Genomic DNA, 26,089 nt, shown 5'->3' on the forward strand with positions numbered 1-26,089 from the left:
CCGCGTCCTTTCGCGAAACCACCAGCAATCATCGTGCCATTTTCAGAAAAATGGCATTCTCTATATAATTATCAGTAGCTTAGGGCCGCACCACGCGGTGCGGTGCCGCGCAAGGCGTGGTTTCTGTCAATCCTCTGACGTGTCCAGTCTTTCAGGATGTTGACCCGGATCGCGGCGGCTTCGAGCTGCTTGAGCGTCTGCGTGACGAGCAGGCGCGCGCGCATTTCGCTGCCCGCCGGGATGTCGGCGCTCTGGAACAGTATCACCGCGGTCGCGAGCGCTTCGGATGCCGCGACGATCGCGCCCGGGTCCTGTCCGTCGAGCGCGGCGACGAGCGCGTCGAGCCGCGTCTGCATTGCGTCCATCTCGGCGATCATGCGCCGGGGGTCCCGCGATAGAAAGCCAGCATCGCGCCGGCGGTCGCGCCGACGTCGACGCTATAGCTGCCGCCGACGATGGCGCTGCGCAGGCTGGCGACGCGCGCCATGTCGACCGGCGCGGGCTGGTCGGCGAGCGCCTGGGTCAATCCGACCAGGCGCGCGGCGGCCACGGGCTCGGCAGCGGCCGGCACGGGTGCCGCACCGTTCGTGGCGGCGGCCGATCCGGCGCCGATCTTGCGCAGTGCGACCGGGCGCAGCACGCCCCCCACCTGCGGTCCGATCTTGCTGTCTCCAGACATCGCGCGCCTCCAAAAAGCGGGCCGTCGGAAAATCGACGGCGCCTTCGAATGAGGTTTAACGGCGCGGGTGCCGGTCGATTAAGCGATGTTGGGAAAAAATTAAAAAGCCGAAAAGGCGTCGGAAAATCGACGATGGCAGCCGAAGGAGAATCCTTCGCCGAAAATGGCGGAAGTGGGGTTCACAACGCGCTTTGTCGCGTCAGCCGCCGGGCGCTTATCCCCCTTTTCGTATCCGCTGTTCCGTCATTGCTTCGCTTCGCTCGCAATGACGAAATCGGGAACGCGCGTGCAACGGGGATAACCGCCTGCCCCGACCCTCACTCCGCGACGCTGGCGCGGCCGGGGCCGGTGACGACGGCGCTCAGCGTGTTGCGGTTGCCCTCGCCGCGCAGCGCGATCGTGTCGCCGACGCGGCCGTCTTCGGATGCGACGGCGCTGTAGGAGACCGCGAAGGTCGCGGTTTCGAACGAGACGCGAACCGCATCGCCGCGGCGGATCACCGGTGCGGCGGGCGGGGCATTGGTCGCCGCGACGAAACCGGGGGCCGCGCCCGCGCCGCCGGTCATCGGCACGCGCACGCGCCAGCCGAGCGAGGCGCAGCGCACCGCGAGCGTCTGGCTGTCGATCGCGGTGATCGCCGCCTGTTCGGGGCAGCGCTGCAGCTTGATGCGCCGGTCGATCGGCGCCGCAGTGCGGCCCATCGCCCCCGCGACGGTCTGGGTCAGCGCGTCGATCGCATCCCAGTCCTGAATCGCCTGCTGCGCCCGTGCTCCGGGCACGGCGACGGCGAAGGCGGCAAGCGCGGCGAGACATATGCGGGGCATCGCCCATCTCCTCATCGGTCGAACGGTTGCGGGCAGGGGTGCAGGATGCGTGCCAAGCGGCGTCCGGCGCCGGTTTCGTCAATGTCCGCGCTGTCCACGTCAATCTTTTGACGTCGCGCCCTGCCGCTCGATCCGCCGCGCAGGAATGCCGGGCAGAACATGCTGCAAATCAAGGGAAATCGGCATTTGGCACGCACATTGCATCAATCCTTGCGGATGATCGCGCGCCCGGTCCCGGCCCCCGCCGGACGGGCCGCATCGACAGGAGGAATGGACAGATGGCTTCCGAAAAGCTCTTCGGCCTGCACGCGACGGCGCTCCAGCTGCGCAGCCAGCGCATGATGATGCTCGCCTCGAACATCGCCAATGCCGCCACGCCGAATTACAAGGCCCGCGACCTCGACTTCGCCAAGGCGCTCGACCTCGCGCAGGAAGGCGCCTCGACCGACGGCGCGATCGAATATCGCGTTCCGGTGCAGGCGTCGCTCGACGGCAACACCGTCGAGATGGCGACCGAACAGACCGCCTTTGCCGAGAATGCGCTCGCCTACCGATCGAGCCTTGCCTTCCTGCAGGGCCGCATCGGCACGCTGACGCGCGCGCTGAAGGGAGAATGACGATGGCCGCGGGTCTTTCGATCTTCGACATCAGCGGGCGCGCCATGTCGGCGCAGCTCGTCCGCCTGAACACCACGGCGTCGAACCTTGCCAATGCGGGGACCGTCGCGGGCAGCGAGGGCGAAGCCTATCGCTCGATGAAGCCGGTGTTCCGCACCGTGATGGACGGCGCGGGCCGCGCGACGGTCGCGGTCGACCAGGTGACGAGCAGCAAGATGGCGCCCACGAAGCGCTACGACCCCGACAATCCGCTCGCCGATGCCGACGGGAACGTCTGGGAAGCCGCGGTCGATAGCGCCGCCGAGCTGGTCGAGATGGTCGAAACCGCGCGCCAGTATCAGAACAATGTCCAGGTCCTCGACACCGCAAAGGGCCTGATCAACGAAACCCTGCGGTTGGGACAATAGCCATGGCGATCGATTCGATAAGCGGCACCGGCACCTCGGCGCAGACGACGACGCTCGGCACGCCGCAGCTCGGCCAGAGCGACTTTCTGCGGCTGATGACGGCGCAGCTGTCGCAGCAGGACCCGTTCAACCCGGTCGATAACAGCGAGATGGTCGCCCAGATGGCGCAATTCTCCAGCCTCGCCGGGGTCAGCGAAACCAACAAGACGCTCATGCAGATCTCCGAACAGCTCACCGCGCAGACGGCGCTGCTCGAACAGATCCGCGCCGCCACCGACACGCCGGCGACGCCGGAAACCGAAGCCACCCAGGAAGGATAAGTCGCATGTCATTCTATACCTCGCTTTCGGGCCTCAAGGGCGCCCAGACCGACATGTCGGTCATCTCGAACAACATCGCGAACGCCGGCTCGATCGGCTTCAAGCGCAGCGCCGCGCAGTTCGGCGACATCTTCGCTTCGTCGCCCAGCCAGTCGACAAAGACGATCGCGGGCCAGGGGCAGCGCCTCAACGGCATCACCCAGCAGTTCACGCAAGGATCGTATGAAACGAGCGAAAAGACGCTCGACATGGCGATCGTCGGCGAAGGCTTTTTCGTCGTGAAGGGTGCGCCGCCGACCAATGCGGTCACCTATTCGCGCAACGGCGCCTTCACGCCGCTCGAGGACGGCACCGTCGTCGACACCACCGGCTCGACGCTGCAGCTGCTGCCGGTCGACGCCGACGGCAATGTCACCGACGCGAGCCTCGGCGGCGCCTATGATCTCGTCCTTCCGAAGGTTTCGTCGACCAATCCCGATGCCGACCTCGTCAACGTCTCGGTGGGCATCGACGGGCTGGTCAGCGCGACCTTCGCCGACGGCTCGACCGAAAAGCTCGGCAAGATCGCGATGGCCTCCTTCCCGGCGACCGAAGGGCTGCGCCCGGTCGGCGACGCGCACTGGCAGTCGACCGGCGAAAGCGGTGCGCCGGTGATCGATTCGCCGGGCAGTGGCGCGATGGGCGCGGTGCGCTCGGGCGCGCTCGAACGGTCGAACGTCGACATCACCGAGGAACTGGTGCTGCTGATCGCGGCGCAGCGCAACTTCCAGGCCAATGCCAAGGCGATCGAGGGCGCATCGACGCTGACCCAGACCGTCATCAACATGAACTGACCGGCCTAATCGCCGCCAGCCCGGAGCCCAGCCATGGACCGCGTCATCTATACCAGCCTTACCGCGATGCGGGGCAGTCAGGCCCGGCAGACGGCGATCGCGAACAATCTCGCGAACGTCAATACGCCGGGCTTCCGCGGCGAAATCGCCGAGGCGCAGTCGCTGTGGCTTCAGGGCAGCGGGGTCGGCGGGCGCGCGGTCGCGTCCGAGGAAGTCGTCGGCGCCGACATGCATCATGGCACGATCACCGCGACCGGACGCGACCTCGACATCGCGATGCAGGGCGATGCGCTGCTCGTCGTCCAGGCGCCGAACGGCGAAGAGGCCTATACGCGGCGCGGCGACCTGATACTTTCGGCCTCGGGCCTGCTCACCACCGGCGACGGCAGCCCCGTCCAGGGCACGCAGGGGCCGGTCACCATCCCGCCCGCCGACGCGATCCGGATCGACGATCAGGGCGGGATATGGATCGTCCCCACCGGCGGCGATCCGGAAAATCCGCAGCAGGTCGACCGCCTCCGCCTCGCGAGCCCCGCGGGCTCGGACGTGGTGAAGGGACTCGACGGCCTGTTCCGCGTCAACAATGGCGGCATCCTTCCCGACGACCCCGAAGCCCGGATCGTCACCCGTTCGCTCGAAGGATCGAACGTCAACGCGACCACCGCGCTCGTCGAGATGATCGAGGCGAGCAAGGCGTGGGATTCGCAACTCAAGCTGATCAGCGACGCGCGCGAAATGGACAGCGCGACCGCGAATCTGATGCAGCTGCCCCGTTAAGGAGAGACAGACATGACCATCGGTGCCCTGCACGTCGCGCGGACCGGCCTTGATGCCCAGAGCTTCAAGATGCAGGTGATCGCGAACAACCTCGCCAATGTGAACACCACGGGCTTCAAGCGCGACCGCGCCAATTTTGAAACGCTGTCGTATCAGATGATGACCCAGCCGGGCGCGACGGCCGCGGCCGACAATCGCTATGCGACGGGGCTCAACCTTGGCACCGGCGTCCAGCTCGCGGGGACCTCGCGCATCGACACGCAGGGGACGTTTGCGGCGACGGGCAATGCGCTCGACATGGCGATCGACGGCGCGGGCTTCTTTCAGGTCGAGCTTCCCGACGGGCGCACCGGCTATACGCGCGCGGGCAATTTCGAGCGCGCCGAGGACGGCACGATCGTCACGTCGGACGGTAAGCCGCTGATCCCGCAGATCCAGGTTCCCGAGGATGCGACCGGCCTGTCGGTCGGCAGCGACGGCACCGTCTCGGCGAGCGTGCCGGGGCAGGCCGATGCGGTCGAACTCGGCCGGATCGAGATCGCGCGCTTCGCCAACCCCTCGGGGCTGCAGGCGATCGGCGACAATATGCTCGTCGAAACCACCGCCTCGGGCACGCCGCAGGTCGGCGCCGCGGGCGAGGAAGGCCGCGGCTCGCTTCGCGGCGGGATGCTCGAGGGATCGAACGTCAACGTCGTCGAGGAGCTCGTCGACATGATCGAGACGCAGCGCGCTTATGAGGTCAATTCGAAGATGATCCAGGCCAGCGACGAAATGATGAAAAATGCGACGCAGACTCTCTGAACTCCTGCTCGTCGCCGCCGTGCTGGCCCCCGTCGGGGCGGCGGCGAAGGACGATGTGCCCGACGATGCCTTCGCGCCCACCGCGCCGGCAGCGCCGGCGGCGACGCCCGCGAACGGTTCGATCTTTCAGGGCGGCTATGTCCCGCTCACCTCGGGCGGGCGCGCCGGGCGCGTCGGCGACATCGTGACGATCCAGCTCGTCGAGCGCACGATCGCGTCCAAGAGCAATGCCGCGGCGACCGAGCGCGGCGGCAGCCTCGGCCTGACGCCGCCGAGCACGGGTCCGCTTTCCTTCTTCAGCCCCAGCGACATCGGAATGAGCGGCGGCAATGAATTTTCGGGCAAGGGCCAGGCGTCGCAGTCGAACCAGCTCGCGGGCGAGATCAGCGTGACGATCGCCGAAATCTATCCGAACGGCACGATGCTGGTGAAGGGCGAGAAACTCGTCACCCTCAACCGCGGCGACGAACGGCTGCAGATTTCGGGCATCGTGCGCGCGATCGACATCGGCCCCGACAACCGCGTCCCCTCGACGCGCGTTGCCGACGCCAATATCCGCTACGTCGGCAAGGGCGAGATCGCCCGCGCCAGCCGTCAGGGCTGGTTGCAGCGCTTCTTCAACATCATCAGCCCCTTCTGACGCTGACCCAGCAAGGACCGACCCTGTGACCCGGCATCCGATCTCCCTCGCTTTCCTCACCCTGCTCGCCGTCTGCCTCGGCTGCGCGTCGCCGGCCTCGGCCGCGCGGATCAAGGACATGGGGCAGTTCCAGGGCATGCGCTCGAACCAGCTCACCGGCTATGGCATCGTCGTCGGGCTCGCGGGCACCGGCGACGACAGCCTCGACTATTCGACGCTCGGCATGAAGGGCGCGGTGTCGCGCTTCGGGCTGACCCTGCCGCCGGGCGTCAATCCCGCGCTCAAGAACGCCGCCGCGGTGATGATCACCGCCGACCTGCCCCCCTTTGCCAAGCCCGGCCAGCGCCTCGACGTCACCGTGTCGGCGATCGGCAAGGCGAAGAGCCTGCGCGGCGGCACGCTCGTCCTCGCGCCGCTCTATGGCGCCGACGGACAGATTTATGCGATGGCGCAGGGCAATCTCGTCATCGGCGGGCTCGGGGTCGATGCCGCCGACGGATCGAAGCTGACGGTCAATGTGCCGTCGAGCGGCCGCATCGCCAACGGCGCCTCGGTCGAGCGCGCGGTCGATACCGGCTTTGCCTATGGCGACCATCTGCTCTTCAACCTCCACCAGTTCGACGCGACCAATGCGAAGCGCGTCACCGACGCGATCAACGGCGCGCTCGGCCCAGGCGCGGCGACGATGGTCGACGGCGCGAGCATCGCGATCCGCACCGGGGGCACCGGCGACGACCGTATGCGCCTGATTTCGATGGTCGAAAATCTCGACGTCGTGCGCGCCGAGCCGCCCGCGAAGGTCATCGTCAATGCGCGCACCGGCACGGTCGTCATCAACGGCGCGGTGCGCGTCGGAACCGCCGCGGTCACGCAGGGCAAGCTCACCGTATCGATCAAGGAATCGCCGACGGTCGTGCAGCCCGCGCCGTTCAGCCGCGGCCAGACCGCGATCGAGCCATCGAGCGATATCGAGGCGAGCGAGGAATATCGCCCCGCCTTCCTGATGAAACCCACCGCTTCGCTTTCGGAGCTCGTCGATGCGATCAACCGCATGGGCGTGCCGCCGGGCGATCTCGTCGCAATCCTAGAGGCGTTGTCCCAGGCGGGCGCGCTCACAGCCGAACTGGTGATCATATGACGACGACCCTGATTTCGCAGCCGGTCCGCCCCGGCGTTCCCGCAGCCGCCACCCCGCGGCTCGGCGGTGCCGGCGGCGGCGACGACGGCGGGCTCGGCAAGGCCGCCGAAGCCTTCGAGGCGGTGATCCTGCGCCAGCTGATGGCGTCGATGCGCCAGGCGAAGCTCGGCGACGACATCTTCGGATCGAGCGCGACCGACAATTTCCGCGAAATGGCCGACGCGCGCACCGCCGATTCGATCGCTGCGATGCGTCAATTCGGCATCGCCGCGATGGTCGAGGCGCAGTTCCGCGGCCGCGCCGCCGCCGCGAGCGGAGCGCTCCAGTGAGCGATCTCCTTTCCATCGGCGCCAGCGGGCTGCGCGCCTATTCGGCGGCGCTCGCGACGATCGGCGATAATATCGCCAACGCGCAGTCGGCGGGCTATGCGCGCCGCACCCTGCAATTGAAGGGCGCGCAATCGGCGGGCGACACGCCCTTCGTGCGCGCGAACATCAACCCCGGCGGGGTCGACATCAATGGCATCAGCCGCTCGGTCGACCAATGGCTGATCGCCGACGCGCGCATCTCGTCGGGCGATGCCGAGCGCGCCTCGGCGAAGCTCGACTGGATGAGCCGCGTCGAAAGCGCGCTCAGCGACGAGAGCAACGGCATCGCGACCGGCCTGACCCAGCTGTTCACCACCGCCGACCAGCTCACCGCCGATCCCGCGAACCGGACGCTGCGCAGCCAGTTCCTCCAGGCCGCCGACGACGTCGCCTCGGGCTTCCGCACCGCAGCGGGGCAGCTTTCCGACATGGCCGACGGCATTTCTGGCGCGGCCACGAGCGAGGTCGCCGCTTTCAATTCGAACCTCGACGCGCTCGAGGCGATCAATATCGGGCTGCGCAAGGCGCGTCCCGGCTCGACTGGCGAAGCGACGCTGCTCGACGAGCGCGACCGGCTGCTCGACGAGCTGTCGGTGCAGGGCGGGATCGACATCACGCTCGACGATCGCGGCGCCGCGACGGTGCGCGCGTCGGGAAGCGGCGACCTGCTCGTCGGCGGCGGCGAGGTTCATCCGATTTCGGTGACGACCGCCGCCGACGGCCGGCTGTCCTACACGGTCGACGGCGGCGGCGCCTTCGCCACCGCAACCGGATCGCTCGCGGGGCTTTCCGAAGCCGCGAACCATGTCGCCGACGAGCGCGCCGCGCTCGACACGCTGGCACAGGATTTCGCGGCGCAACTCAACGCCGCGCATCAGGCGGGTTTCGACGCCGCGGGCAATCCGGGCGCGGCGCTGTTCACGGGCACGAGCGCCGCGACGTTCACCGCCGCGGCCTTGACCCCCGATCAGGTCGCGGTCGCCGACGGGGCGACGAGCAACGGCAATATGCTCGCCTTCGGCGCGCTGCGCGGCGCCAATGATCCCGAATCGCTGTGGGCGGGCCATGTCGCCGAACAGGCGCAGGCGACCGCCTCGGCGCGCGCGCAGGATGCCGCCGCGACGACGCGTGCCGACGCCGCAACCGCGGCACGCTCGGGCGTCAGCGAGATTGATCTCGACAAGGAAGCGGGCGAGCTCTTGCGCTTCCAGCAGGCCTATTCGGCCGCGGCGCGCACGATCCAGGTCGCGCGCGAGACGATGCAGACGCTGCTGAACTCGGTCTAAAAGGACAGTCAGGATGATCAACGCCACCGGCAATCGCATGACGCGCGAGATCGCGCGCCAGTCCAGCCTCGCCGACCGGATCAACGAGTTGCAGATCCAGATTTCGAGCGGCACGCGCCTCCAGCGCGCGTCGGACGACGTCGTCGGATCGCGCCGCGTCGCGACGATCGGCAAGGCGCAGGCGAGCATGGCGACGTGGCAGAAGAATGTCGACGCAGCCGCCGCGCTCGTCTCGCAGGCCGACGGGGTGCTCAAATCGACCTCCGCTTTGATGGCGCGCGCGCGCGAGCTGACCCTGTCGGCTGCGAGCGCTTCGCTGAACGCCGACGACCGCGCGGTGATCGCCGCCGAACTCGGCGCGATCGCCGACGAGATCGACGCGCTCGCCGCGACGCGCGACACCAATGGCGAGCCGCTGTTCGCCGCCGCCGATCCGAAAGTGGTGCGCTTCGACGCCGACGTCAGCTTCGCGCCGGTGCCTTCGGCGGCCGACGCCTTCGTCGTGGGCGGCAACAGCCTGTCGACAACGTTGCGCGACGCCGCCACGGCGGTCGGCGCGAACGACACGGCGGCGATGGGCGCTTCGCTCACCGCGCTGGCCGAGGGAATCGCGCATGTCGCCGACCAGAATGCCGCGCTCGGCCTGTCGGGTGCCCGGCTCGAACGCATCGGCGACAGCCTTGCGAGCCGCGGCATCACGCTCACCGACGAGCGTTCGGCGGTCGAGGATACCGATCTGACGGTGGCGATCGCGCAGCTCAACGCGACCAATCTGACGCTCGAAGCGGCGCAGGCGGCCTTTGCGCGGATCAATCGCCAGACGCTTTTTGATATTTTGGGCTGACGCGCTCAATATCTCGCGGCCGCTGCCGTTAATCATCCAGACCCCCTTGTTTGCCGGGACTCGACAGGTCCCGATTGGAGTTGACTGCGCATGTTTCCCGTCATCGGCATCGTCGTCTTGATCCTGCTGGTTTTCGGGGGTTTCGCGTTCACCGGCGGGAATCTCGAGCCCGTCCTCCACGCCCTGCCGCATGAAATGCTGATCATCGGCGGCGCCGCGGTGGGGTCGCTGATCATCGGCAATTCGGGCAAGGACCTGAAGGCGCTCGCGGGCGGCATGGGCAAGGTGTTCAAGGGGCCGACGTACAAGAAGGACGACTATCTCGACGTCATCCTGCTCGTCTCGACGCTGATGAAGATGATGCGCACCGAAGGCCCGGTCGCGGTCGAACCGCATATCGAGGATCCCGCGAACTCGCCGATCTTCCAGCAATATCCGAAGCTGCTCAAGGATCAGACGCTCGTCCATCTGATCTGCGACACGCTGCGCCTCGTCGTCGTCTCGTCGGGGACGCTCGATCCGCACGCGGTCGAGGAGGTGATGGACAATGCGGTGAAGAACCATCACCACCATGCGATCAAGCCCGCCGACGGCCTGCAGAGCCTGGCCGACGCGCTGCCCGCGCTCGGCATCGTCGCCGCGGTGCTCGGCGTCGTGAAAACGATGGGCTCGATCGACAAGCCGCCCGAGATCCTCGGCGCGATGATCGGTTCGGCGCTCGTCGGCACCTTTTTGGGCGTGCTCCTCGCCTATGGCCTCGTCGGCCCGTTCGCGACGCGCGCGCGCACCGTGATCGAAAGCGACGCCGCCATCTATCATACGGTGAAGCAGCTGATCATCGCCTCGCTCCACGGCCATCCGCAGCCGCTGGTGATCGAGGCGGCGCGCTCGGGCGTCGACCATGGCAACCAGCCTAGCTTTGCCGAGGTCTTCGACGGAATGCGAGGACGCTGATGGCTGCGCGCCCGAATACTCCGCTGCGCCCGATCATCGTCAAGAAAGTGGTCGAGGCGGGCCATGCGGCGCATCACGGCGGCGCGTGGAAGGTCGCCTATGCCGACTTCGTGACCGCGATGATGGCATTCTTCCTGCTGATGTGGCTGCTCGGCGCAACGACCGAAAAGCAGCGCAAGGCGCTCGCCGACTATTTCGCGCCGACGATCGTGCAGGCGAAACAGGATACGGCGGGGTCGAACGGGCTGTTCGGCGGCGAATCGCTCGTGTCGGTCGACAAATATCCGCACGAAGCCGGGCAGACCGGAACCAAGGCGATGACGATCCCGCGCGACGCCGCCGGCGGCCCGCGCGAAGCGACCGCAGGCGCGCGCGCCAGCGCCCGCGCGCAGTTCCAGCAGGTCGCGCAGTCGCTGATGCGCGCGATCGAGGAAAAGGCCGAGCTGCGCCGGCTCGCGCGCAACATCCGCTTCACCGAAACGCGCGAGGGACTGCGCATCGACATCGTCGACGATGCCGATTTCTCGATGTTCGTGCTCGGCACCAGCCAACTCACCCCCGAAGCCTCGCGCATCCTCGGCGAACTGGCGAAGGTCGTCGCGGGGCTGCCCAACGAGCTGATGATCCGCGGCCACACCGACGCCGCGCCCTGGTCGGCGAAGACGGGGATGAACAATTGGCGGCTGTCGGTCGAACGCGCCGAGGTGTCGCGGCAATATCTCGTCTTCCGCGGGATCGCGTCCGATCGCTTCGCGCGAATCGAAGGGGTCGCCGATCGCGAACCCTATGTCCCCTCGAATCGGCTCGACCCGCGCAACCGGCGCATCTCGGTGACGCTCGGCTGGGGTGCGGGTCCGGGGAATTAGCGCCAAACTGGCACTATATCGGAAGCGCGCCACGCAGTTTCGCCGCAATTACTTCCATTGTGGCTATAATCCTTTGTTTTGAAGGGGTTAGGGCCGCAGCGTAAAGCGCTTGTTTACCAATATGACCAATATCCGAAGTCATCGAAGGGGGCGCCACTGGGTGGGGCGCAGTGGAGATGACAATGACTGAGGGTAGGCAAGCCCGCGGCGACCAGGCCGCGCTCGAAACGCTGATCATCGGCCACAGCGCCGCCGCGCAGCATCTGCGCGACATGATCCGCCGCTTGGCGCGTTCGAACGCTTCGGTCATGCTCTGCGGACCGTCGGGTTCGGGCAAGGAACTCGTCGCCCGCGCCATCCACGACGAAGGCGTGCGCGCCGGCAAGACCTTCTCTGCGATCAATTGCGGCGCCATCCCGGGCGAGCTGATCGAATCCGAGCTCTTCGGCCATGAAAAAGGCTCGTTCACCGGCGCCACCGCCCGCCGCATCGGCCATTTCGAGGCAAGCGACGGCGGCACCATCTTTCTCGACGAAATCGGCGACATGCGTTTCGACATGCAGGTCAAGCTGCTCCGCGTGCTCGAAGACCGGACGATCGTCCGCGTCGGCAGCAGCGAGATGCGCAAGGTCGATGTGCGCGTCATCTCGGCGACGCATCAGGATCTTAGCGCTGCGATCGCCGACGGCAAATTCCGCGAAGACCTGTTCTTCCGCCTCGGCGTGGTCGTGCTCCAGGTTCCCAGCCTCGCCAATCGCGTCGAGGACATCCCCGCGCTCATCCGCCATTTTCAGCGTAACATGCCCGCCGACGCCAAATGCCGCTTCGACGAAGCCGCGCTTGCGCTGCTGATGCGGCACAACTGGCCGGGCAACGTCCGCGAGCTCAGGAATTTCGTCGAGCGCGCCAGCGTTCTCCACGGCGGCGAGACGCTGGGGTCGGGCGACGTCGCGATGCTGCTCAACCCGACCGCCGCGATGCCCCGCCTTGCGGCAGCAACCGGCCCCGTCGCGGTGCCCGACGCCTCCGAGACCGTTCCCGTCGCGCCGCGCAAGTCGCCCGCGCCGGGCCGTCCGATCGACCTCAAGCGCGAGATCGAGACGATCGAACTCGAACAGATCCACGTCGCGCTCGACCTTGCCGACGGTATCATTTCCGAAGCTGCGCGCCTTCTCTCGCTCAAGCGCACGACGCTGATCGAGAAGATGCGCAAATATGGCGTGCAGCAGCAGCAGGCCGCCTGACCGCGGCGCTGCCTGAAAGTTCAGCCCCGCTGAAAAAGGGGTACTGGTCCACCCCTTTCAAGTCACCCGGCCGCCCGTCCCCACCTAGGGCGGCCGGGTGCGACTTTCCGGTGTTTCGGGGCGACCGGTGCCGAACCGGAGTCGGCCGGAGGGCCAATCGCCCATCAATTCATCCCTCGCGGATCTTTTTCCACGCGGCGCTGATCGTCTGGACGCCGGCGAGCAGCTCGGCAAAGCCCTCGGCGCTGTTCGCGGCGACCGAATCGTCGAGCTTGCGGCGCATACTGCGATAGACGCGCGACAGCGAACCGGCGACGTCGCCGCCCGCGTCGCGATCGAGCCCGACGTCGAGTCCGATGAGGATAGAGCGGGCGCGGTGCGCGGGGTCGGTCGCCGAGACGCGCTGGCCCTGGTTCACCATCGAAATGAGCACGCCGACCGCGATTTCGAGTTCGTCGTAGAGCATCTGGACGAGTTCGACGGGGTCGGCGGCGGCGGCACGGCTTTCGTGCTGCAGACGGCGATAGAGGCCCGTGGCCCGGACGGTCGAGGCGGTCGGCGGCATCGCGGAAAACCCTTAATTCTTGTACTGGTTGTTCCAGATCTCGATCTGCTGCTCGAGATAGGATTGCGTCGCCTTGAAGGCCGCGAGCTTGGCGTCGAGGCCGCCGAACTGTTTTTCGAGCCGCGCGCGATAGCTTTCCTCGCGTTCCTCGATCTTTTCGAGCTGCTCGGCGAGCGCCTCGCTCTTCGCGTCGAGCGATTCCTCGACGCGGGTGAGGATGCCGTCGGTCGCGACCGCGGCGTCGCGGATCGCGTCGAGCGTGAAGGCGATGCCGGGGTCGGTCGCTTCGCTATGCGTCGCGTCGCGGCGCGGGTTGAACAGTGCCTCGACCGCGCCGGCGTCGGCGGCGAGCGCCGCTTCGAGCTTGTCGCTGTCGACCGCGAGCACGCCGTCCTTGGTCGTATGGATGCCGATGTCGGTCAGCTTGTTGATATTGGGATCGCTCGTCAGCACCGTGCCGACAAGGCCCGAAAGCGTCGATTCGAGCTGGCGCAGCGACATCGTCGAACCCGACAGGCTCGACGCCGACGACAGGCTTTCCTTGAGCTGGTTATAGACCGCGACGAAATCGGTCACCGTCTGGCGGATCATGTCGAGCGGCCGGCTCGCGCCGATGTCGACCGGCTGGCCGGGCGCCGCCTTCTTCAGCGTCAGCGACATGCCGGGGACGACGTCGTCGACGATGTTGGTCGCGCGGCTGAAGGCGACGCCGTCGATCGTGAATTTGGCGTCGGTCGCCGCCTGACCCAGCGTCATGCTGCCGCCGCTGCCATAGGTGAAGGCCGCAAGCCCCGGATCGGCGCCGGCGTCGGCGGCGAGGGTGAAGCCGTTCGCCTCGCCGGTCTGGCCCTTGACGATCAGGCGATAGCCGCCCTGGTCGGCGATGACCGACGCGGTGACGCCGCTGTCGCTCGCGTTGATCGCGTCGGCAAGGCCGTTGAGGCTGTCGTTGGTCGCGTCGATGGTGATCGTATAATCGGTGCCGCCGACGTTCAGCGTCATCGTTCCCCGGCCGATCGCCGCCTCGCGGTCGGCGACAATGCCCGAATAGGCGGTCTGCGCGCGCGCGAGCTGCGTGACCTCGATCGTCGCGGCGAAGCTGTCGGCCTGTAGCCCCGCGCGGGCGGTCGCCGTCAGCACACTCTCGTCCGAAACGGTCGGCGTGCTGCGCAGCGTGCCGTCCTCGACCATCTGGCTCAGCGAATCGGAGAAGCCTTCGAGGTCGGAACGCGCCTGCGCGACGGCGCTGATCCGCGCCTGATTCTGCTGCGTCAGCGTCGTCATCCGGTCGATCTTCGGCTGGCGCGACGCATTGGCCAGGTCGGTGACGATCTGGACCGTATCGATTCCCGACCCGAAGCCGAGGCTGTTGGCGATTGAGCTGACCATGGCACCATCCTTCGCCCTTGTTAACGGCGGGCCGCGGGCAGGATTAAGCCGACCGCGCGCTATTTCTGCCGCCGCCCATCGGGGTCGAAGCGGTGCGTCGGCGGGACGTCGACGGCGGGCTGCGCGCGGCCTTCGGCGGCGGCGCGTTCGAGCTGGAAGACGAAGGCGAGCACGGTCGCCACCGCGACGAACAGCTCCTCGGGGATCGTCCGCCCGGCGCGCGCGGTGAAATAGATCGCGCGGGTGAGCTGCGGATATTCGAGCATCGGCACGCCAGCACCGCGCGCCAGCTCGCGGATCGACAGCGCGACGTCACCGCGCCCGCGCGCGACGACGACGGGTGCGGCATCGACCCCGGGGCGATAGCGCAGCGCGACCGAGAAGTGCGTCGGGTTGGTAAGCACCACCGTCGCCTCCGACACCGCCTTGCGCGCCGACCCGCTCAAAATCTCGTGCGCGCGCTGGCGCTGCGCCTGCTTGAGTTCGGGGGCGCCGTCGGACTGGCGCATCTCCTCCTTCACTTCCTGCTTGCTCATCATCAGCCGCTTATTGCGCTGATACCATTGCGCGGGGACGTCGATCAGCGCGATGATGACCAGCCCCCCGGCGAGCGCGAGCATCGCGTGTCCGACCGCGCGCCCGGCGAGCCCGATCGCGGCATGGAGGTCGCTCGACGCCATCGTCATGAAGGCGGGCAGGCTCTTGGCGACGAGCCAATAGCCGATGCCGCCGAGCAGCAGCACCTTGGCGATCGACTTGCCGAGCTCGATGACGCCCTGAACCCCGAAGATGCGTTTGAGCCCGGTGCCCGGATTGATCCGGTTGCCCTTGAAGGCGAGGGCCTTGCCGCGCCAGCCGAGCGAGCCGAGCATCGCCGGCCCCGCGAAACTTGCGACGAGCGCGAGCGCGAACAGGCTCGCGAGCGGCAGCAGCACGCCGGTGCCACCCCGCATCAGCGCTTCGCCGGGGGCAAAATGCGCGACGTCGTCGGCGCTCAGCGTCAGCCCGTGCTTGACGAGTTCGCCCGCCGCCTCGACCAGCCAGCCGCCCGCGGCGAGCAGCCAGCCGGCGCCCGCGAGCATCATCAGCGCGGTCGCGAGTTCGCGCGACATCAGCACGTCGCCCTCGCGTGCCGAATCGGCGCGCTTCTTGGGCGTCGGCTGTTCGGTTTTCTGGTCCTTTTCGGTCTCGCCCGCCATCGCTCAGCCCGCCGCGACGAGCCGCGCCATGTCGAGCGCGTCGGACAGGATGCGCGCGAGCGTTTCGGCCATCACCGGCGTCGCGATGCCGAGCAGCACGACGCCCGCGAGCAGCGTCGCGGGCAGGCCGACCGCGAACAGGTTCATCGCGGGTGCCGAGCGGCCGATCACGCCCATGATCATCTGGACGAGGATCAGCACGAAGCCGACGGGCAGCGCGATCGTCAGCCCCGCGGCGAACATCAGGCTGCCGAAGCGCAAGATGCCGCCGATCGCGCCGAAAGAGGGAAAGGCATTGCCGGGCGGCAGCGCGCTATAGCTGTCGACGATGATGTCGATGAGGACGAGATGCCCGTCGGCGGCGAGGAAGAGCGCGGTCGCGAGCATCGAGAGGAACTGGCCGATCGCGCTGCTCGCGGTGCCGCTCAGCGGGTCGATCATCGACGCGAAGCCGAGCCCCATCGCATTGCTGATCGCCTCGCCCGCGAGCAGGGCCGCGGCAAGCCCCATCTGGAGCACGAAGCCGATCGCGAGGCCGACGACGACTTCGCCGATCACCAGAATGAAGCCGGGCCACGATACGATCCCGTCGGCGGGCAGCGTCATCCCCGACGCCGCGACCGCGGGCACCCCGACCGCGAGCGCTATGACGAGGCGGAGCTGCACCGGCACATTGGCGGCGCCGAACACCGGCGCGGCGAGGAAGGCGGCGCCGGGGCGGATCATCGCCAGCATCCACAGCTGGAGCATCGTTTCCACATTGGGGATGTCGGCTGGATTCATCGGCTCTAATGCACGAGCGCCGGGATCTGCGCATAGAGGTCGCGCGTGAAGTCGGTGAGCAGCACCAGGATGCTGCCGCCGAAGATCGCGAGGCAGATTGCGGTGACGATCAGCTTGGGCACGAAGCTCAGCGTCTGTTCGTTGATCGACGTCGCCGCCTGCACCATGCCGAGCAGCACGCCGACGACGAGCACCGGAATCAGGATCGGCGCCGCGGCGAGCGCGAGAATCCACAGCGCCTGCTGCGCGACTCCGATGAAATAGTCCGCCTCCATCTCGCTAGGTCCCGAAAGAAGAAGCGAGCGAGCCCATCGTCAGCGCCCAGCCGTCGACGAGGACGAAGAGCAACAGCTTGAAGGGCATCGAAATGACCGTCGGAGACAGCATCATCATGCCGAGCGACATCAGCGCCGAGGCGACGATCAGGTCGATGACGAGGAAGGGCAGGAAAATGAGGAAGCCGATCTGGAAGGCGGTCTTGAGCTCGCTGGTGACGAAGGCGGGGAGCAGGATCGAGAAGGGCACGTCCCGCGGGCTCGCATAATCGGGCGCCTTGGCGATCTTGGCGAACATCATCAGGTCGGTCTTGCGCGTCTGCGCCATCATGAAGCCATGCACCGAGGTGCCGGAGCGCACGACGGCTTCGCCGATGTCGATCTGTTCCTGGCTATAGGGGGTGATGGCGACGCGGTTCACCTCGCTGATCACCGGCTGCATCACGAACAGCGAGAGAAAGAGGCTGAGGCCGACGAGCACCTGGTTCGGCGGCGTCTGCTGGAGGCCGAGCGCGTGGCGCAGGATCGACAGCACGATGATGATGCGCGTGAAACTGGTCATCATCAACAGCAGCGACGGCAGCACCGTCAGCAGGCTCATCAGGAGCAGGATTTGCAGCGACAGCGACAGCGGACGTCCGTCGCCGCCGATCTCGTTCACCGCGCGCGCCAGCCCGTCGGCCGCCTGCGCATGCGCGGCGGGGGCCGCGGCGAGCAGCGCGAGGCCGCCGGCAAGCGCGGCGGCGCGCAGCAAGTGGGGACGAGGCGAGAGTCCGTTGCCCTTTACCCGTATCCCCGAGCGAAGACGAGGGGCCATGCCGAGCGAAGTCGAGACCTGTGCGCCACGGGTTCTCGCTCCGCTCGAACGAGCCCCTCGGCTGCGCTCGGGGAGGCGGAGGATTTCAGGTTCCGTGCCATTCGCCTCAATCGACATGGAAATCGCCCTGGCTATTGTCTGCGAGGCGCGTGACGCCGTTTCGCGACACCGAGAGCAAAATCTGCTGTCCCGCAAACTCCACGACCGCGAGCTTGGTCCCAGGTCCGAGCGGGAGCACGCCGACCATCTCGACCGGACGTCCCTGCTTCTGCCCGCCGGCGATCGGCACGCCCATCTGGACGCGCTTCCACAGCCACAGGCTGCCCCACGCCATGCCGCCGACGATCGGCAGCAGGATCAAAAGGCGCAGGATATATTCGAGCATCAACCCCTCCGCTCGAAGCCGGTCAGCGCGCGGTCGGGCGCGACGACTTCGGCGACCTGAATGCCATAACGGCCGTCGACGTTGACGATCTCGCCGCGTGCGATCAGCGTGCCGTTGGCATAGATGTCGAGAAGGTCGTTCGCCGCGCGGTCGAGTTCGACCACGCTGCCTTCGGTCAGGTTCAGCAGGTCGGACAGCGCCATCGAGGTCGATCCGACCTCGACCGATACGCGGAGCGATACCCCCGCGAGCAGGTCGAAATTGGGCGCCGCGGCTATCGTCTTGGCGTCACGCCGGTCGCGGGCCGCTTTCGGGGCGTCGCTGATGTCACTCATCGTCCGATCCTCTTTCGATACAATCAATCAAAATGGCCGCGTTCCCATTGGCCTCGCCGATGCTGCCCGACGCGAAATGGCGGCCGGCAACGGTGATCGGAACGTGACGCGGTATGGTTAACGAAATGATATCGCCGACCTCCAGAGCGAGAAGTTTTGTCAGCGGAATCTCGGGACGCGCGAGCACCGAACGGACGGGCAGGCGCACATCCTTCAGCGCGCGCGACAGCGTCGCGGTCCACAGCGGGTCGACCTCGGGCGTTTCGGCGAGTTCGGGGGCGGGCTCGCCGCCGCTGATTCCGCGCAGCGCGGCGAGCGGATAGGCGCAGGTGATCATATGCCCGTCGAGCACGCCGCCGCGCAGGGTGAAGCGATGGACGAGCAATTCGTCGTCGGCGCGCACCGCCTGCAGCTTGGCCGCCTCGCAGGTCACGCAATCGAGCTGCGGCTCGATCGCCAGCGTGCTCGCCCACGCCGCGGCGAGCTGCGCGCCGATGTCGCGGCCGAGGCGCGCCGCGAAGCGGTCTTCGGCGTCGGTCAGTTCCTCGCGCCTGCCCGCGAGCTGCCCCTTGCCGCCATAGAAGATGTCGACGAGCTGGAGCACGAGCGCGCGTGCGCCCGCGAGCAGCATCGGACCCTTGAGCGGCGGTGCATGATAGCGCCAGTAGATCGCCGGCGCGGCCTCTTCGCACCAGTCGGCAAAGCGCATCCGCTCGCTTGCGCCGCGCTCGACCTGCACCGTGGGCGCGCCGAGCGCGCGGATCAGGTCGCGCAAGGTGCGCGCAAACTGGTTGGCGACGCCGTCGAGCGCCGGAAAGGCATAGCCGTCCTCGGCCTTGCGCAGCAGCACCGACGCCCTGGCGTCACCGTCGCTGCCGCCGTCGCCGGCGGGAAGCGTCCTGGTGCGCGCCATTACTGGATCACCATGGTGGTGAAATAGACATTGTCGACGCCGCCGAAGCCCTCCTTGTCGCGCAGCACCTGATTGACCGCGGCGGTCAGGCGGCGCTGGAGCATCTGCTTGCCCTGCGACGTCGACAGCAGCGCCGGATCCTGTTCGGCGAGCACCATCAGCACCGCCGAGCGGATCGGCGTCATCTGGCGCTGGATGTTCGCGACCATCTTGCCGTCATAATAGGTCGACAGGCTGATCCCCACCTGCAGGAAGGCCGATCCGTCGGCGAGGTTCGTCGTGAACGCCTGTTCGATCGGCACATAGGTGATTTCATATTTGCGCGGATCGACCTTGTAGCGGTCGTTCGGAACCGACACGGTTCCGACCTTGGGTGCGGCCTCTTCGCCTTCGCCGGCCGGCGCGGCGTCGCTTTCGCCGCGCAGGACGAGCTTGGGATAGAGATCCTCGGGCTTCGGCGCTTCGGCGGCGGCGAGCCCGCCGCCCATATAGATGCCCGCGCCCGCGCCCGCGCCGATCAGCACGGCGGCGCCGACGCCGATCAGCAGCAGCTTCTTCATCTTGCCCCCCTTTTTCGGGCTGTCGGCTTTATCCTTGGTCATGTTCGGACCCTTTCTGATCAGGCGAAGCGGCCGCGGCGATCGGCGGCGCGCGCTCCGTGGGTGGTGTCGGCGCGCGGTTCGGCGTGCTCGGCGGTGGCGGTTTCGATAAGATGCGCGGCGTCGGGGGTCGCGGAGCGGCCCTGGCTCTGTCCCTGCGACTGGCGCCCGGTCTCGCCGGGGGTGCAGGTGACTTCGGCGCCGGTCACGCGGACACCCTGCTGGCGCAGATCGTCGACGAGCTTGCCCTGCGCGGCGTGGACCAGCGTCGCGGTCGCCTCATGCTGGGTGTCGAGCTTGACCGACACGCCGCCCTCGCTGCTCGTCATCGCGACGTCGAGCCGGCCGAGGTGGCGCGGCATCAGGCGAAAGCTGATGTCGCCCTCCTGCGATTTGGTCGCGGCGATGTCGGCGGCGAGCTGCGCAATCCACGCGTCGTCGGACCCCATGTCGAGCGCGCGCTCGGCGACGGGCGCGGCGGCGGCGGCCGGAGCGCTCGCGGCGTGCGCCTGCGGTGCGGGCTGCGCGAACAGCACGGCCATCGCGGCGCCGGTGTCGACGGCCTTGCCCGTCTTCGGCGCGGCGGCAGGCGTGGTGTCGGCGAACGGCGTCGCTGCCTCATGCTTTGCAGGGCGCGGCAGCGCCGGCGCCTCTTCGGTTTTCGCATCCTGCGCTTGCACCGGCTTCGCGGGATCGGCCGCGACGGGCGTGGCGAGGGCGAGCAGCGGGTTCGCGGGCGCCGCATCCTCGTCGGCGACGGGGACTTCGCCGCTTTCGTCGCTATCGGCTTTGCCTTTGCCTGCGACAGCCTGCGTCGCGGCGGGCGTCGATACGGCGGCCTGCCCGGCCGGTGCGCCAGTGGCAATCCGAATCAACAGCGCGGCGGCCGCCGCGGCGTCATTGCCCGTGGCGGCGGGTCGCGTTTGCGGCGTTGCGGTATCGGCAGGTGCCGCGTCGCCATCGGCGGGCGCGACCTTGCCCTCGTCGGCGACCGCCCGCCGGAACTGTTGCAGCGCTTCGGCGGGCAGCGGGCTCACGCCCTCGGCGAGCGGCATGTCGGCGAACAGCGCCTCGAATCTGGCGGGGCTGCCGCCGCCTGCGGGCTTGGCGCCGAGGCCGGCGAGCACGGCCATCAGCCCGCCCTGCGCGGATGTCTGCTGCGGCAGGGCGTTCATCATGCGAGGCCTCCGTCGATCATCCGCAGCCGCATACCGGCGCGCGGGCGGTGCGGGCGATTGGCGTCGCTGCGGCGCTCGTTCTCGCTCTCGTCCGACTTGCGGCTGCGCTCGTAAAGGCGCACCGCCGATTCCTCGCGGACCATCGCGCTCTGCGCGAGCGCATTCATCCGGTCGCGGCGCGCGCTCGCCTGATGGAGCGGCGCGGTCAGATTTTCCTTCGCGACGTCGAGCCGCATCGCGAGTTCGCCGATCGTGTTGAGCGCACGCCCGGCGACCGCACCCTTCGCAACCGCAAGATCGGCGCGCAGCGTTTCGAGCCGCCTCGCCAGCTCGACGAGGTTCGCGAGTTCGCCATTGGCGCGCGCCAGATTGGCCTCCGCCATCTGATGCTCGACGGAGCGCACGCGGATGATGCGTTTGCGGCGTGCGGTGCGGGTGGTCATGCAGTATATCCTTCGATGAGCATTTGGCGGGATGTCTGGAAATCGACCTGCGCGCCGGCAGGCTGGGTGACGAAGGCGAGCTGGTCGGCGCGGCGCCGGATCGCGTCGTCGAGCACCGGGTCGCTGCCGGCGACATAGGCGCCCATCAGCATCAGATCGCGATTCTCTTCATAGGCCGACCAGAGCTGGCGAAAGCGCGCCGCGGCGGCGGCATGGTCGGGATCGACCGAATCGACCATCGTGCGCGACAGCGATCGCGCGACGTCGATCGCGGGATAGACGCCCTGTTCGGCGAGCGCGCGCGACAGGATGATGTGCCCGTCGACGATCGCGCGCGCCGAATCGACCACGGGATCCTCGATGTCGCCGCCGTCGGCGAGCACGGTATAGAGCGCGGTGACCGATCCGCCGGTCGCCTTGTCGATGCCGGCGCGTTCGCACAGCGACGGGATCAGCGCGAAGACCGATGGCGGATAGCCCTTCATCGTCGGCGGTTCGCCGAGCGTCAGCCCGATCTCGCGCTGCGCGTGCGCGACGCGGGTCAGGCTGTCGATCAGCAGCAGCACCTTCTTGCCTTCCTGGCGAAAGGCTTCGGCGATCGCGGTCGCGCGCATCGCGGCGCGCAGGCGGAGCAAAGGCGGATGGTCGGCGGGAACCGCGACGACGACCGATTTCTTGCGCACTGCGGGGGGCAGCTTGGTCTCGACGAAGTCGCTGACCTCGCGGCTGCGCTCGCCGATCAGCCCGACGACGATCACGTCGCATTCGGTGCCCGCGATCATCTGGCCCATCAGCACCGACTTGCCGACGCCCGAGCCCGCGATGATCGCGACGCGCTGACCTTCGCCGACGGTGAGCAGGCCGTTGATCGCGCGCACCCCCATATTGAGCGGACGCGTCACGCGGCCGCGGCGCAGCGGATTGACCTTGCGCCCCGCGAGCGGCCACTGGAACTGCGATTTCACCGGCGGGCGGCCGTCGAGCGGGTTGCCCTGCGCGTCGATGATGCGGCCGAGCAGCGCCTTGCCGCACGCGACCATGCTCGAGGCGCCGTGCGGTTCGACCGGCGCGCCGGTGACGAGCGGCATATTGGTGTCGAAGGGGAGGACGAGGCTGCGGTGGCCGCGAAAGCCGACGACCTCGCCGTTCACATGATCGCCGGTCGCCGACTTGATGCGGACGTTGCTGCCGAGCGGCTGCGGAAAGCCCGACACCTCGAGCATGATGCCTTCGTGCGCGACGAGCGTGCCGATGCGGCGCGGGCTGGCATGCGTGAGGTCGACGGGGCCGAGCAGCTGCCCGGCGGTCATGGCGAGGCGGCGCGTCATGCGGCGACGCTTTCGCTGCCGAGCGCGGCGCGCAGTTCGTCGAGATAGACCGCGCGGCCATGCTCGATCCAGCCCGCCGAGGTTTCGATGCGGACGGTGCCGCGCGTCATCGACGCGTCGGCCTCGACGGGGAGCGCGAGCGGGCAGTCGACGAGCAGCGCGGCGTCGTCGGGATGGACCCACAAGGTGCGCGCCTTGTCGGCCTCGGCGACCATCGCCGCGGCGACTTCGGCCTGGTTCTTCAGCCATTCGGCGTCGATGGGCGCGCTGTCGACGATCTGGCGGACGAGCCGCTCGACCGTCTCGGCGATCAGCTGCGCGAGTTCCTCGCTCGGCTCGTCCTGCAGCGCCTCGGCACCGGCGAGCAGCGCGAGCAGGCGATGCCGCTCGGTCGCATAGGCCGCCTCGGCGAGCCGCTGCCCCTCGGCGAGGCCGAGCGCGAACGGATCCTCGGCCGCTTCGATCTCGGCGGGCGCGGGCTCAGCTTCGGCGGGCTCGGACTCCGGCGGCGCGGAGACGAAAGATAGCGGGCGAAAGCCGCCGCGACCGCCCATCGCGGCGGTGAGCGCGATCGGCGCAAATCCCTTTTCGGCGCGGCGGTCAGACATAGTCGTCGGCCCCGCCCGCGATCACGATCTCGCCCGCCGCCGCCATCTGGCGGACGACCTGCATGATCGCCTTTTGCGCATCCTCGACGTCGCTGCGCTTGACCATCGTCATCTCGGACATTTCGTCGCGGATCGTTTCGCCCGCGCGCTGCGACATCGTCGCCAGGCACATGTCGGCCATCGCCTCGTCGGCGCCTTTCAGCGCGAGCGCGAGTTGCGCCGCGTCGACGCTGCGCAGCACGGTGCCGAGGCTGCGCTGGTCGAGATCGCGCAGATTGTCGAAGACGAACATTTCCTCCTCGATCGTCTGCGCGAGCTGGCGGTCCTGCTTCTTGAGCGCGCGGATCGTGCGTTCGGACAGGTGGCGCGGCATCACCTTCATGATCTTGGCAACGTCGGTCGGGCCGCCGACCGGCTGCCTGGCGACGCGCTGGCCGCCGATGTTCGCGGCCGACAGCACGGCTTCCAGATCCTCGATCGCCGCGGTCGGGACCGCGGTGAGCATGGCGGCGCGCAGCACCAGATCGGCCTGCAGGCTTTCGTCGAGCGTCTCGATCGCGCGCGCGGCGACGTCGGGGACGAGCACCGACAGGATCAGCGCGCCGACCTGCGGATGCTCGCTCGCGAGCAGCGCGCTGATCGCCTCGATGTCCATCCAGCGCAGCATTTCGAGCGACGCGGCGCTCTGGCGCGGCGCGACCTGCGCGAGGATATTGTCGGCGCGGACGTTGCCGACGGCTTCGTTGATGACGGTGCGGATGCGCGTGTCGGCCCCGATCGCGAGCGCGCTCACCGAGCGGCTGCGCGCGACGAAGCGTTCGAGCGCCTGCTCGATCTGGCCTTCGCTCGCATTGGCGGTGTCGAACATCGCCTTGGCGAGGCTGCGCACCTCGTCGGGGTCGAGATGCTTCAGGATCGTCGCGGCTTCGCTCTCGTCGAGCAGCATCAGCAGGATCGCGGCGGCGGCGGACCCGTCGATCGCTGTCTTGGGGGCGGCGTCCAGCGCGGAGTCGAGCGCGTCAGGCACGGGCGCCCTCCTGCATCAGCTGGCGGACGACGAGCGCGGCGCGCTGCGAATCCTGGCGGACGAAGGCGCGGACGAGATTGGCGCGTGCTTCATAGCTCGGCGCGGCCTCGATCATCTCGAGCGTGATCTCCCGGCCCGCGGGGCGGCGCTGGCCGATCGCCGGCGGCGCGTCGGTCGCGGTGAGCAGCGTTTCCTCGATCGCGGCGTCGCGTTCGGCGCGCGCCGCGGCGCGTTCCTTCGCGGCCTTGATCATCGGGCGGCCGATGAACAGGAAGGCGAGCAGCGCGGCGAGGATCGCGCCGACCTGCTTGACCAGCGGCAGAAACCAGCCCTGGTCCCAGAACGCCGGCTCGGCATTCTCGACCTTCGCGAAGGGGCGCTGGCCGATTGCGACCTGGTCGCCGCGCGCGGCGTCGAAACCGACCGCGCCCTTCACCAGATTCTCGATCTTGGCGAGGTCGGCCTGGCCGAGCGCCTTCGTCCCCTGGTTGAGCGCAACCGCGACCGAGACACGGCGCAGGCGGCCCTGCGGCTGGTGCGTGACCGAAATCTCGCGCCCGACCTCATAGGCGCGTGCGGCCTGTTCGTTGCTTTCGGTGCCCGCAGCCGCGCCCGTCGGCGCGGGCGGCGGCGTCTGGGCGAGCGTCGTCGCCGGCGGCGGCTGGTTCGACAGCGCGCCGGGGATGCCGGCCGCGGGCGGGGTCGATCCGCTCACCGACTTGGTGATCCGCTCGCTGGTCAGCGCGCGGTCGTTCTCCGGGAAACTTTCGCGCGTCGCCTGGCTTTCGGACATGTCGACGTCGGCGTGGACCTCGACCGTATAATTGTCGCGGCCGAGCATCGGGCCGAGGAGGCTGTCGAGCGCGCGGCGATAGCGGTCCTCCATCTGCGTCTGCAGCTGGAACGCCTGCATGTCGCTGGACGTCGCGGTGTCGGAGAGCAGCGCGCCGCGCTGGTCGATCACCGACACCTGATCGGCGTTCATGCCCGGCACCGAAGAGGCGACGAGAAAGCGGATCGCCTGCACCTGCCCGTCGGACAGCGAGCGGCCGTTCTGCAGCGTCAGCATCACCGACGCGGTCGCGGGCTTGTCGTCGCGCACGAACAGGCTCGGCTCGGCGGCGGCGATGTGGATGCGCGCGACCTTGACCGCGTCGATCGCCTCGATCGTGCGGGCAAGGTCGGCCTCGCGCGCGGCGCGCAGCGTCTCGCCCTCGATCGCGCGGCTCGATCCCATCGGCAGCGCGGCGATCAGGCTGTCGCCTGTCGGCTGCGCGCGGGGCAGGCCCTGGCCGGCGAGCGCGATGCGCGCCTGATAGAGCTTGTCGGCATCGACGGTCAGCGCGCCGGTGACCGGGTCGATCGTGTGGCCGATCCCCTGCGTCTGCAGCGCTTCGGCGACCGCGGCCTTGTCGGCATCGTCGAGCCCGGCGAACAGCTGCGTCTGCGGCGCCGACTGGGTCATGAACCAGGCGAGCGCGGCGATGCCGATCGCGGTCGAGGTCGCGATCGCGGGCAGCGCGCGCTGCACCGCGGGCTGGCGAAAGACCTGGGTAAGGGGTTCGAATCGCGCCGCGAAGGCGGGCACGGGAAGCCGCGCGGCGCTGCCGGTGTCGACGGGGGCGGGGAGTTGAGCTTCGGCCATGG

Annotated in this window: 33 protein-coding genes; 14 read left to right on the forward strand and 19 right to left on the reverse strand. The window is 68.4% G+C overall.

The window, feature by feature from the left end:
• Window positions 1-71 precede the first annotated feature (71 nt).
• The 3 genes from KNJ79_RS01060 to KNJ79_RS01070 all read right to left on the reverse strand — a co-directional run bounded on the left by KNJ79_RS01060 (window position 72) and on the right by KNJ79_RS01070 (window position 1,503).
• Window positions 72-377, reverse strand: a complete 306-nt coding sequence (locus tag KNJ79_RS01060) for a hypothetical protein (RefSeq protein WP_317152455.1) — start codon at window positions 375-377, stop codon at window positions 72-74.
• Complete coding sequence (gene flgM / locus KNJ79_RS01065) at window positions 374-679, reverse strand: flagellar biosynthesis anti-sigma factor FlgM (protein WP_317152456.1); 306 nt, start codon at window positions 677-679, stop codon at window positions 374-376. Before flgM ends, KNJ79_RS01060 begins: the two co-directional genes overlap by 4 nt.
• A gap of 317 nt (window positions 680-996) precedes the next feature.
• A complete protein-coding gene (locus tag KNJ79_RS01070) occupies window positions 997-1,503 on the reverse strand; it encodes a flagella basal body P-ring formation protein FlgA (protein WP_317152457.1) in 507 nt (168 codons plus the stop codon).
• Between the two features lie 278 nt (window positions 1,504-1,781).
• Between KNJ79_RS01070 and KNJ79_RS01075 the strand changes: the two genes are divergently transcribed.
• From KNJ79_RS01075 to KNJ79_RS01140, 14 genes are all read left to right on the forward strand, one after another.
• A complete protein-coding gene (locus KNJ79_RS01075) occupies window positions 1,782-2,120 on the forward strand; it encodes a flagellar basal body rod protein FlgB (protein WP_317152458.1) in 339 nt (112 codons plus the stop codon).
• Window positions 2,117-2,527, forward strand: coding sequence for a flagellar basal body rod protein FlgC (gene flgC, locus KNJ79_RS01080; RefSeq protein WP_089216508.1), 411 nt, complete (start codon window positions 2,117-2,119; stop codon window positions 2,525-2,527). Before KNJ79_RS01075 ends, flgC begins: the two co-directional genes overlap by 4 nt.
• Before the next feature lie 2 nt (window positions 2,528-2,529).
• Window positions 2,530-2,847, forward strand: coding sequence for a flagellar hook assembly protein FlgD (locus tag KNJ79_RS01085; RefSeq protein ID WP_317152459.1), 318 nt, complete (start codon window positions 2,530-2,532; stop codon window positions 2,845-2,847).
• A 5-nt stretch (window positions 2,848-2,852) separates the two neighbouring features.
• Entirely contained in the window at window positions 2,853-3,680 is an 828-nt protein-coding gene (locus KNJ79_RS01090; RefSeq protein WP_317152460.1) for a flagellar hook-basal body complex protein, read from the forward strand.
• A 33-nt stretch (window positions 3,681-3,713) separates the two neighbouring features.
• Window positions 3,714-4,457 (forward strand): flagellar basal body rod protein FlgF, encoded by a 744-nt coding sequence (locus KNJ79_RS01095; RefSeq protein WP_317152461.1) that lies wholly within the window; start codon window positions 3,714-3,716, stop codon window positions 4,455-4,457.
• Between the two features lie 12 nt (window positions 4,458-4,469).
• Complete coding sequence (flgG, locus tag KNJ79_RS01100; RefSeq protein ID WP_089216512.1) at window positions 4,470-5,258, forward strand: flagellar basal-body rod protein FlgG; 789 nt, start codon at window positions 4,470-4,472, stop codon at window positions 5,256-5,258.
• A complete protein-coding gene (locus KNJ79_RS01105) occupies window positions 5,239-5,898 on the forward strand; it encodes a flagellar basal body L-ring protein FlgH (RefSeq protein ID WP_317152462.1) in 660 nt (219 codons plus the stop codon). The genes flgG and KNJ79_RS01105 overlap by 20 nt, the downstream gene beginning before the upstream one ends.
• 40 nt (window positions 5,899-5,938) lie before the next feature.
• A complete protein-coding gene (locus KNJ79_RS01110) occupies window positions 5,939-7,036 on the forward strand; it encodes a flagellar basal body P-ring protein FlgI (RefSeq protein WP_394357187.1) in 1,098 nt (365 codons plus the stop codon).
• Window positions 7,033-7,365, forward strand: a complete 333-nt coding sequence (locus tag KNJ79_RS01115) for a rod-binding protein (RefSeq protein WP_089216514.1) — start codon at window positions 7,033-7,035, stop codon at window positions 7,363-7,365. Before KNJ79_RS01110 ends, KNJ79_RS01115 begins: the two co-directional genes overlap by 4 nt.
• Window positions 7,362-8,690 carry a flagellar hook-associated protein FlgK gene (gene flgK / locus KNJ79_RS01120; protein WP_317152463.1) on the forward strand — a complete coding sequence of 443 codons (1,329 nt, stop codon included), beginning with the start codon at window positions 7,362-7,364 and terminating at the stop codon, window positions 8,688-8,690. Before KNJ79_RS01115 ends, flgK begins: the two co-directional genes overlap by 4 nt.
• 13 nt (window positions 8,691-8,703) lie before the next feature.
• Complete coding sequence (locus tag KNJ79_RS01125) at window positions 8,704-9,534, forward strand: flagellin N-terminal helical domain-containing protein (RefSeq protein WP_317152464.1); 831 nt, start codon at window positions 8,704-8,706, stop codon at window positions 9,532-9,534.
• Window positions 9,535-9,624: 90 nt separating this feature from the next.
• Complete coding sequence (gene motA / locus KNJ79_RS01130; protein WP_089216517.1) at window positions 9,625-10,488, forward strand: flagellar motor stator protein MotA; 864 nt, start codon at window positions 9,625-9,627, stop codon at window positions 10,486-10,488.
• Complete coding sequence (locus tag KNJ79_RS01135) at window positions 10,488-11,354, forward strand: flagellar motor protein MotB (protein WP_089216518.1); 867 nt, start codon at window positions 10,488-10,490, stop codon at window positions 11,352-11,354. Before motA ends, KNJ79_RS01135 begins: the two co-directional genes overlap by 1 nt.
• Window positions 11,355-11,536: 182 nt before the next feature.
• Window positions 11,537-12,598, forward strand: a complete 1,062-nt coding sequence (locus tag KNJ79_RS01140) for a sigma-54 interaction domain-containing protein (RefSeq protein WP_317152465.1) — start codon at window positions 11,537-11,539, stop codon at window positions 12,596-12,598.
• Window positions 12,599-12,767: 169 nt separating this feature from the next.
• Here the strand turns inward: KNJ79_RS01140 and KNJ79_RS01145 are convergent, their stop codons facing one another.
• The 16 genes from KNJ79_RS01145 to fliF form a co-directional block, all read right to left on the reverse strand.
• The gene (locus KNJ79_RS01145; protein ID WP_089216520.1) at window positions 12,768-13,163 is read right to left on the reverse strand and encodes a flagellar export chaperone FliS; all 396 of its coding nucleotides are present in this window, start codon (window positions 13,161-13,163) and stop codon (window positions 12,768-12,770) included.
• A gap of 12 nt (window positions 13,164-13,175) precedes the next feature.
• Window positions 13,176-14,552, reverse strand: a complete 1,377-nt coding sequence (gene fliD / locus KNJ79_RS01150; RefSeq protein ID WP_317152466.1) for a flagellar filament capping protein FliD — start codon at window positions 14,550-14,552, stop codon at window positions 13,176-13,178.
• Between the two features lie 59 nt (window positions 14,553-14,611).
• Window positions 14,612-15,751, reverse strand: a complete 1,140-nt coding sequence (gene flhB, locus KNJ79_RS01155; RefSeq protein WP_317152467.1) for a flagellar type III secretion system protein FlhB — start codon at window positions 15,749-15,751, stop codon at window positions 14,612-14,614.
• Window positions 15,752-15,754: 3 nt separating this feature from the next.
• Entirely contained in the window at window positions 15,755-16,534 is a 780-nt protein-coding gene (gene fliR, locus KNJ79_RS01160) for a flagellar biosynthetic protein FliR (RefSeq protein WP_317152468.1), read from the reverse strand.
• Between the two features lie 5 nt (window positions 16,535-16,539).
• On the reverse strand, window positions 16,540-16,809 hold the full coding sequence (locus KNJ79_RS01165; protein WP_089216524.1) for a flagellar biosynthetic protein FliQ: 270 nt from the start codon (window positions 16,807-16,809) through the stop codon (window positions 16,540-16,542).
• 4 nt (window positions 16,810-16,813) lie between these two features.
• Window positions 16,814-17,626, reverse strand: coding sequence for a flagellar type III secretion system pore protein FliP (gene fliP / locus KNJ79_RS01170; RefSeq protein ID WP_394357142.1), 813 nt, complete (start codon window positions 17,624-17,626; stop codon window positions 16,814-16,816).
• Between the two features lie 106 nt (window positions 17,627-17,732).
• Entirely contained in the window at window positions 17,733-18,011 is a 279-nt protein-coding gene (locus tag KNJ79_RS01175; RefSeq protein ID WP_317152470.1) for a flagellar biosynthetic protein FliO, read from the reverse strand.
• On the reverse strand, window positions 18,011-18,346 hold the full coding sequence (gene fliN, locus KNJ79_RS01180) for a flagellar motor switch protein FliN (protein ID WP_089216527.1): 336 nt from the start codon (window positions 18,344-18,346) through the stop codon (window positions 18,011-18,013). Before fliN ends, KNJ79_RS01175 begins: the two co-directional genes overlap by 1 nt.
• Window positions 18,339-19,259 (reverse strand): FliM/FliN family flagellar motor switch protein, encoded by a 921-nt coding sequence (locus tag KNJ79_RS01185; protein WP_089216528.1) that lies wholly within the window; start codon window positions 19,257-19,259, stop codon window positions 18,339-18,341. Before KNJ79_RS01185 ends, fliN begins: the two co-directional genes overlap by 8 nt.
• Window positions 19,259-19,861 (reverse strand): flagellar basal body-associated FliL family protein, encoded by a 603-nt coding sequence (locus KNJ79_RS01190; RefSeq protein WP_089216529.1) that lies wholly within the window; start codon window positions 19,859-19,861, stop codon window positions 19,259-19,261. The genes KNJ79_RS01185 and KNJ79_RS01190 overlap by 1 nt, the downstream gene beginning before the upstream one ends.
• A gap of 17 nt (window positions 19,862-19,878) precedes the next feature.
• Window positions 19,879-21,036 (reverse strand): flagellar hook-length control protein FliK, encoded by a 1,158-nt coding sequence (locus KNJ79_RS01195; RefSeq protein WP_317152471.1) that lies wholly within the window; start codon window positions 21,034-21,036, stop codon window positions 19,879-19,881.
• Window positions 21,033-21,479, reverse strand: a complete 447-nt coding sequence (locus tag KNJ79_RS01200) for a hypothetical protein (RefSeq protein ID WP_317152472.1) — start codon at window positions 21,477-21,479, stop codon at window positions 21,033-21,035. Before KNJ79_RS01200 ends, KNJ79_RS01195 begins: the two co-directional genes overlap by 4 nt.
• Window positions 21,476-22,807 carry a FliI/YscN family ATPase gene (locus KNJ79_RS01205; protein WP_317152473.1) on the reverse strand — a complete coding sequence of 444 codons (1,332 nt, stop codon included), beginning with the start codon at window positions 22,805-22,807 and terminating at the stop codon, window positions 21,476-21,478. The genes KNJ79_RS01200 and KNJ79_RS01205 overlap by 4 nt, the downstream gene beginning before the upstream one ends.
• Window positions 22,804-23,415: a FliH/SctL family protein gene (locus KNJ79_RS01210; RefSeq protein ID WP_317152474.1), complete on the reverse strand. Its 612-nt coding sequence runs from the start codon at window positions 23,413-23,415 to the stop codon at window positions 22,804-22,806. The genes KNJ79_RS01205 and KNJ79_RS01210 overlap by 4 nt, the downstream gene beginning before the upstream one ends.
• Window positions 23,408-24,442 (reverse strand): flagellar motor switch protein FliG, encoded by a 1,035-nt coding sequence (gene fliG, locus KNJ79_RS01215; protein WP_089216534.1) that lies wholly within the window; start codon window positions 24,440-24,442, stop codon window positions 23,408-23,410. The genes KNJ79_RS01210 and fliG overlap by 8 nt, the downstream gene beginning before the upstream one ends.
• Window positions 24,435-26,087, reverse strand: coding sequence for a flagellar basal-body MS-ring/collar protein FliF (gene fliF, locus KNJ79_RS01220; RefSeq protein WP_317152475.1), 1,653 nt, complete (start codon window positions 26,085-26,087; stop codon window positions 24,435-24,437). Before fliF ends, fliG begins: the two co-directional genes overlap by 8 nt.
• Between the last annotated feature and the right edge of the window lie 2 nt (window positions 26,088-26,089).

The organism is Sphingopyxis indica, assembly GCF_032879645.1.
Classification (GTDB): domain Bacteria; phylum Pseudomonadota; class Alphaproteobacteria; order Sphingomonadales; family Sphingomonadaceae; genus Sphingopyxis; species Sphingopyxis indica.

Excerpts from the sequence above, each read along its gene's own strand:
- fliF (WP_317152475.1), bottom strand. The coding sequence starts at position 26,087 with ATGGCCGAAGCTCAACTCCCCGCCCCCGTCGACACCGGCAGCGCCGCG.
- fliP (WP_394357142.1), bottom strand. The coding sequence starts at position 17,626 with ATGGCCCCTCGTCTTCGCTCGGGGATACGGGTAAAGGGCAACGGACTC.
- flgM (WP_317152456.1), bottom strand. The coding sequence starts at position 679 with ATGTCTGGAGACAGCAAGATCGGACCGCAGGTGGGGGGCGTGCTGCGC.
- KNJ79_RS01125 (WP_317152464.1), top strand. The coding sequence starts at position 8,704 with ATGATCAACGCCACCGGCAATCGCATGACGCGCGAGATCGCGCGCCAG.
- KNJ79_RS01200 (WP_317152472.1), bottom strand. The coding sequence starts at position 21,479 with ATGACCACCCGCACCGCACGCCGCAAACGCATCATCCGCGTGCGCTCC.
- KNJ79_RS01075 (WP_317152458.1), top strand. The coding sequence starts at position 1,782 with ATGGCTTCCGAAAAGCTCTTCGGCCTGCACGCGACGGCGCTCCAGCTG.
- KNJ79_RS01145 (WP_089216520.1), bottom strand. The coding sequence starts at position 13,163 with ATGCCGCCGACCGCCTCGACCGTCCGGGCCACGGGCCTCTATCGCCGT.
- KNJ79_RS01190 (WP_089216529.1), bottom strand. The coding sequence starts at position 19,861 with ATGACCAAGGATAAAGCCGACAGCCCGAAAAAGGGGGGCAAGATGAAG.
- fliN (WP_089216527.1), bottom strand. The coding sequence starts at position 18,346 with ATGAGTGACATCAGCGACGCCCCGAAAGCGGCCCGCGACCGGCGTGAC.
- motA (WP_089216517.1), top strand. The coding sequence starts at position 9,625 with ATGTTTCCCGTCATCGGCATCGTCGTCTTGATCCTGCTGGTTTTCGGG.
- KNJ79_RS01090 (WP_317152460.1), top strand. The coding sequence starts at position 2,853 with ATGTCATTCTATACCTCGCTTTCGGGCCTCAAGGGCGCCCAGACCGAC.
- KNJ79_RS01105 (WP_317152462.1), top strand. The coding sequence starts at position 5,239 with ATGCGACGCAGACTCTCTGAACTCCTGCTCGTCGCCGCCGTGCTGGCC.
- KNJ79_RS01085 (WP_317152459.1), top strand. The coding sequence starts at position 2,530 with ATGGCGATCGATTCGATAAGCGGCACCGGCACCTCGGCGCAGACGACG.
- KNJ79_RS01175 (WP_317152470.1), bottom strand. The coding sequence starts at position 18,011 with ATGCTCGAATATATCCTGCGCCTTTTGATCCTGCTGCCGATCGTCGGC.
- KNJ79_RS01205 (WP_317152473.1), bottom strand. The coding sequence starts at position 22,807 with ATGACGCGCCGCCTCGCCATGACCGCCGGGCAGCTGCTCGGCCCCGTC.
- KNJ79_RS01115 (WP_089216514.1), top strand. The coding sequence starts at position 7,033 with ATGACGACGACCCTGATTTCGCAGCCGGTCCGCCCCGGCGTTCCCGCA.
- KNJ79_RS01140 (WP_317152465.1), top strand. The coding sequence starts at position 11,537 with ATGACTGAGGGTAGGCAAGCCCGCGGCGACCAGGCCGCGCTCGAAACG.
- fliD (WP_317152466.1), bottom strand. The coding sequence starts at position 14,552 with ATGGTCAGCTCAATCGCCAACAGCCTCGGCTTCGGGTCGGGAATCGAT.
- flgC (WP_089216508.1), top strand. The coding sequence starts at position 2,117 with ATGACGATGGCCGCGGGTCTTTCGATCTTCGACATCAGCGGGCGCGCC.
- KNJ79_RS01210 (WP_317152474.1), bottom strand. The coding sequence starts at position 23,415 with ATGTCTGACCGCCGCGCCGAAAAGGGATTTGCGCCGATCGCGCTCACC.
- flhB (WP_317152467.1), bottom strand. The coding sequence starts at position 15,751 with ATGGCGGGCGAGACCGAAAAGGACCAGAAAACCGAACAGCCGACGCCC.
- KNJ79_RS01165 (WP_089216524.1), bottom strand. The coding sequence starts at position 16,809 with ATGGAGGCGGACTATTTCATCGGAGTCGCGCAGCAGGCGCTGTGGATT.
- KNJ79_RS01135 (WP_089216518.1), top strand. The coding sequence starts at position 10,488 with ATGGCTGCGCGCCCGAATACTCCGCTGCGCCCGATCATCGTCAAGAAA.
- KNJ79_RS01195 (WP_317152471.1), bottom strand. The coding sequence starts at position 21,036 with ATGATGAACGCCCTGCCGCAGCAGACATCCGCGCAGGGCGGGCTGATG.
- KNJ79_RS01095 (WP_317152461.1), top strand. The coding sequence starts at position 3,714 with ATGGACCGCGTCATCTATACCAGCCTTACCGCGATGCGGGGCAGTCAG.
- KNJ79_RS01185 (WP_089216528.1), bottom strand. The coding sequence starts at position 19,259 with ATGGCGCGCACCAGGACGCTTCCCGCCGGCGACGGCGGCAGCGACGGT.
- flgG (WP_089216512.1), top strand. The coding sequence starts at position 4,470 with ATGACCATCGGTGCCCTGCACGTCGCGCGGACCGGCCTTGATGCCCAG.
- KNJ79_RS01070 (WP_317152457.1), bottom strand. The coding sequence starts at position 1,503 with ATGCCCCGCATATGTCTCGCCGCGCTTGCCGCCTTCGCCGTCGCCGTG.
- fliR (WP_317152468.1), bottom strand. The coding sequence starts at position 16,534 with ATGAATCCAGCCGACATCCCCAATGTGGAAACGATGCTCCAGCTGTGG.
- KNJ79_RS01060 (WP_317152455.1), bottom strand. The coding sequence starts at position 377 with ATGATCGCCGAGATGGACGCAATGCAGACGCGGCTCGACGCGCTCGTC.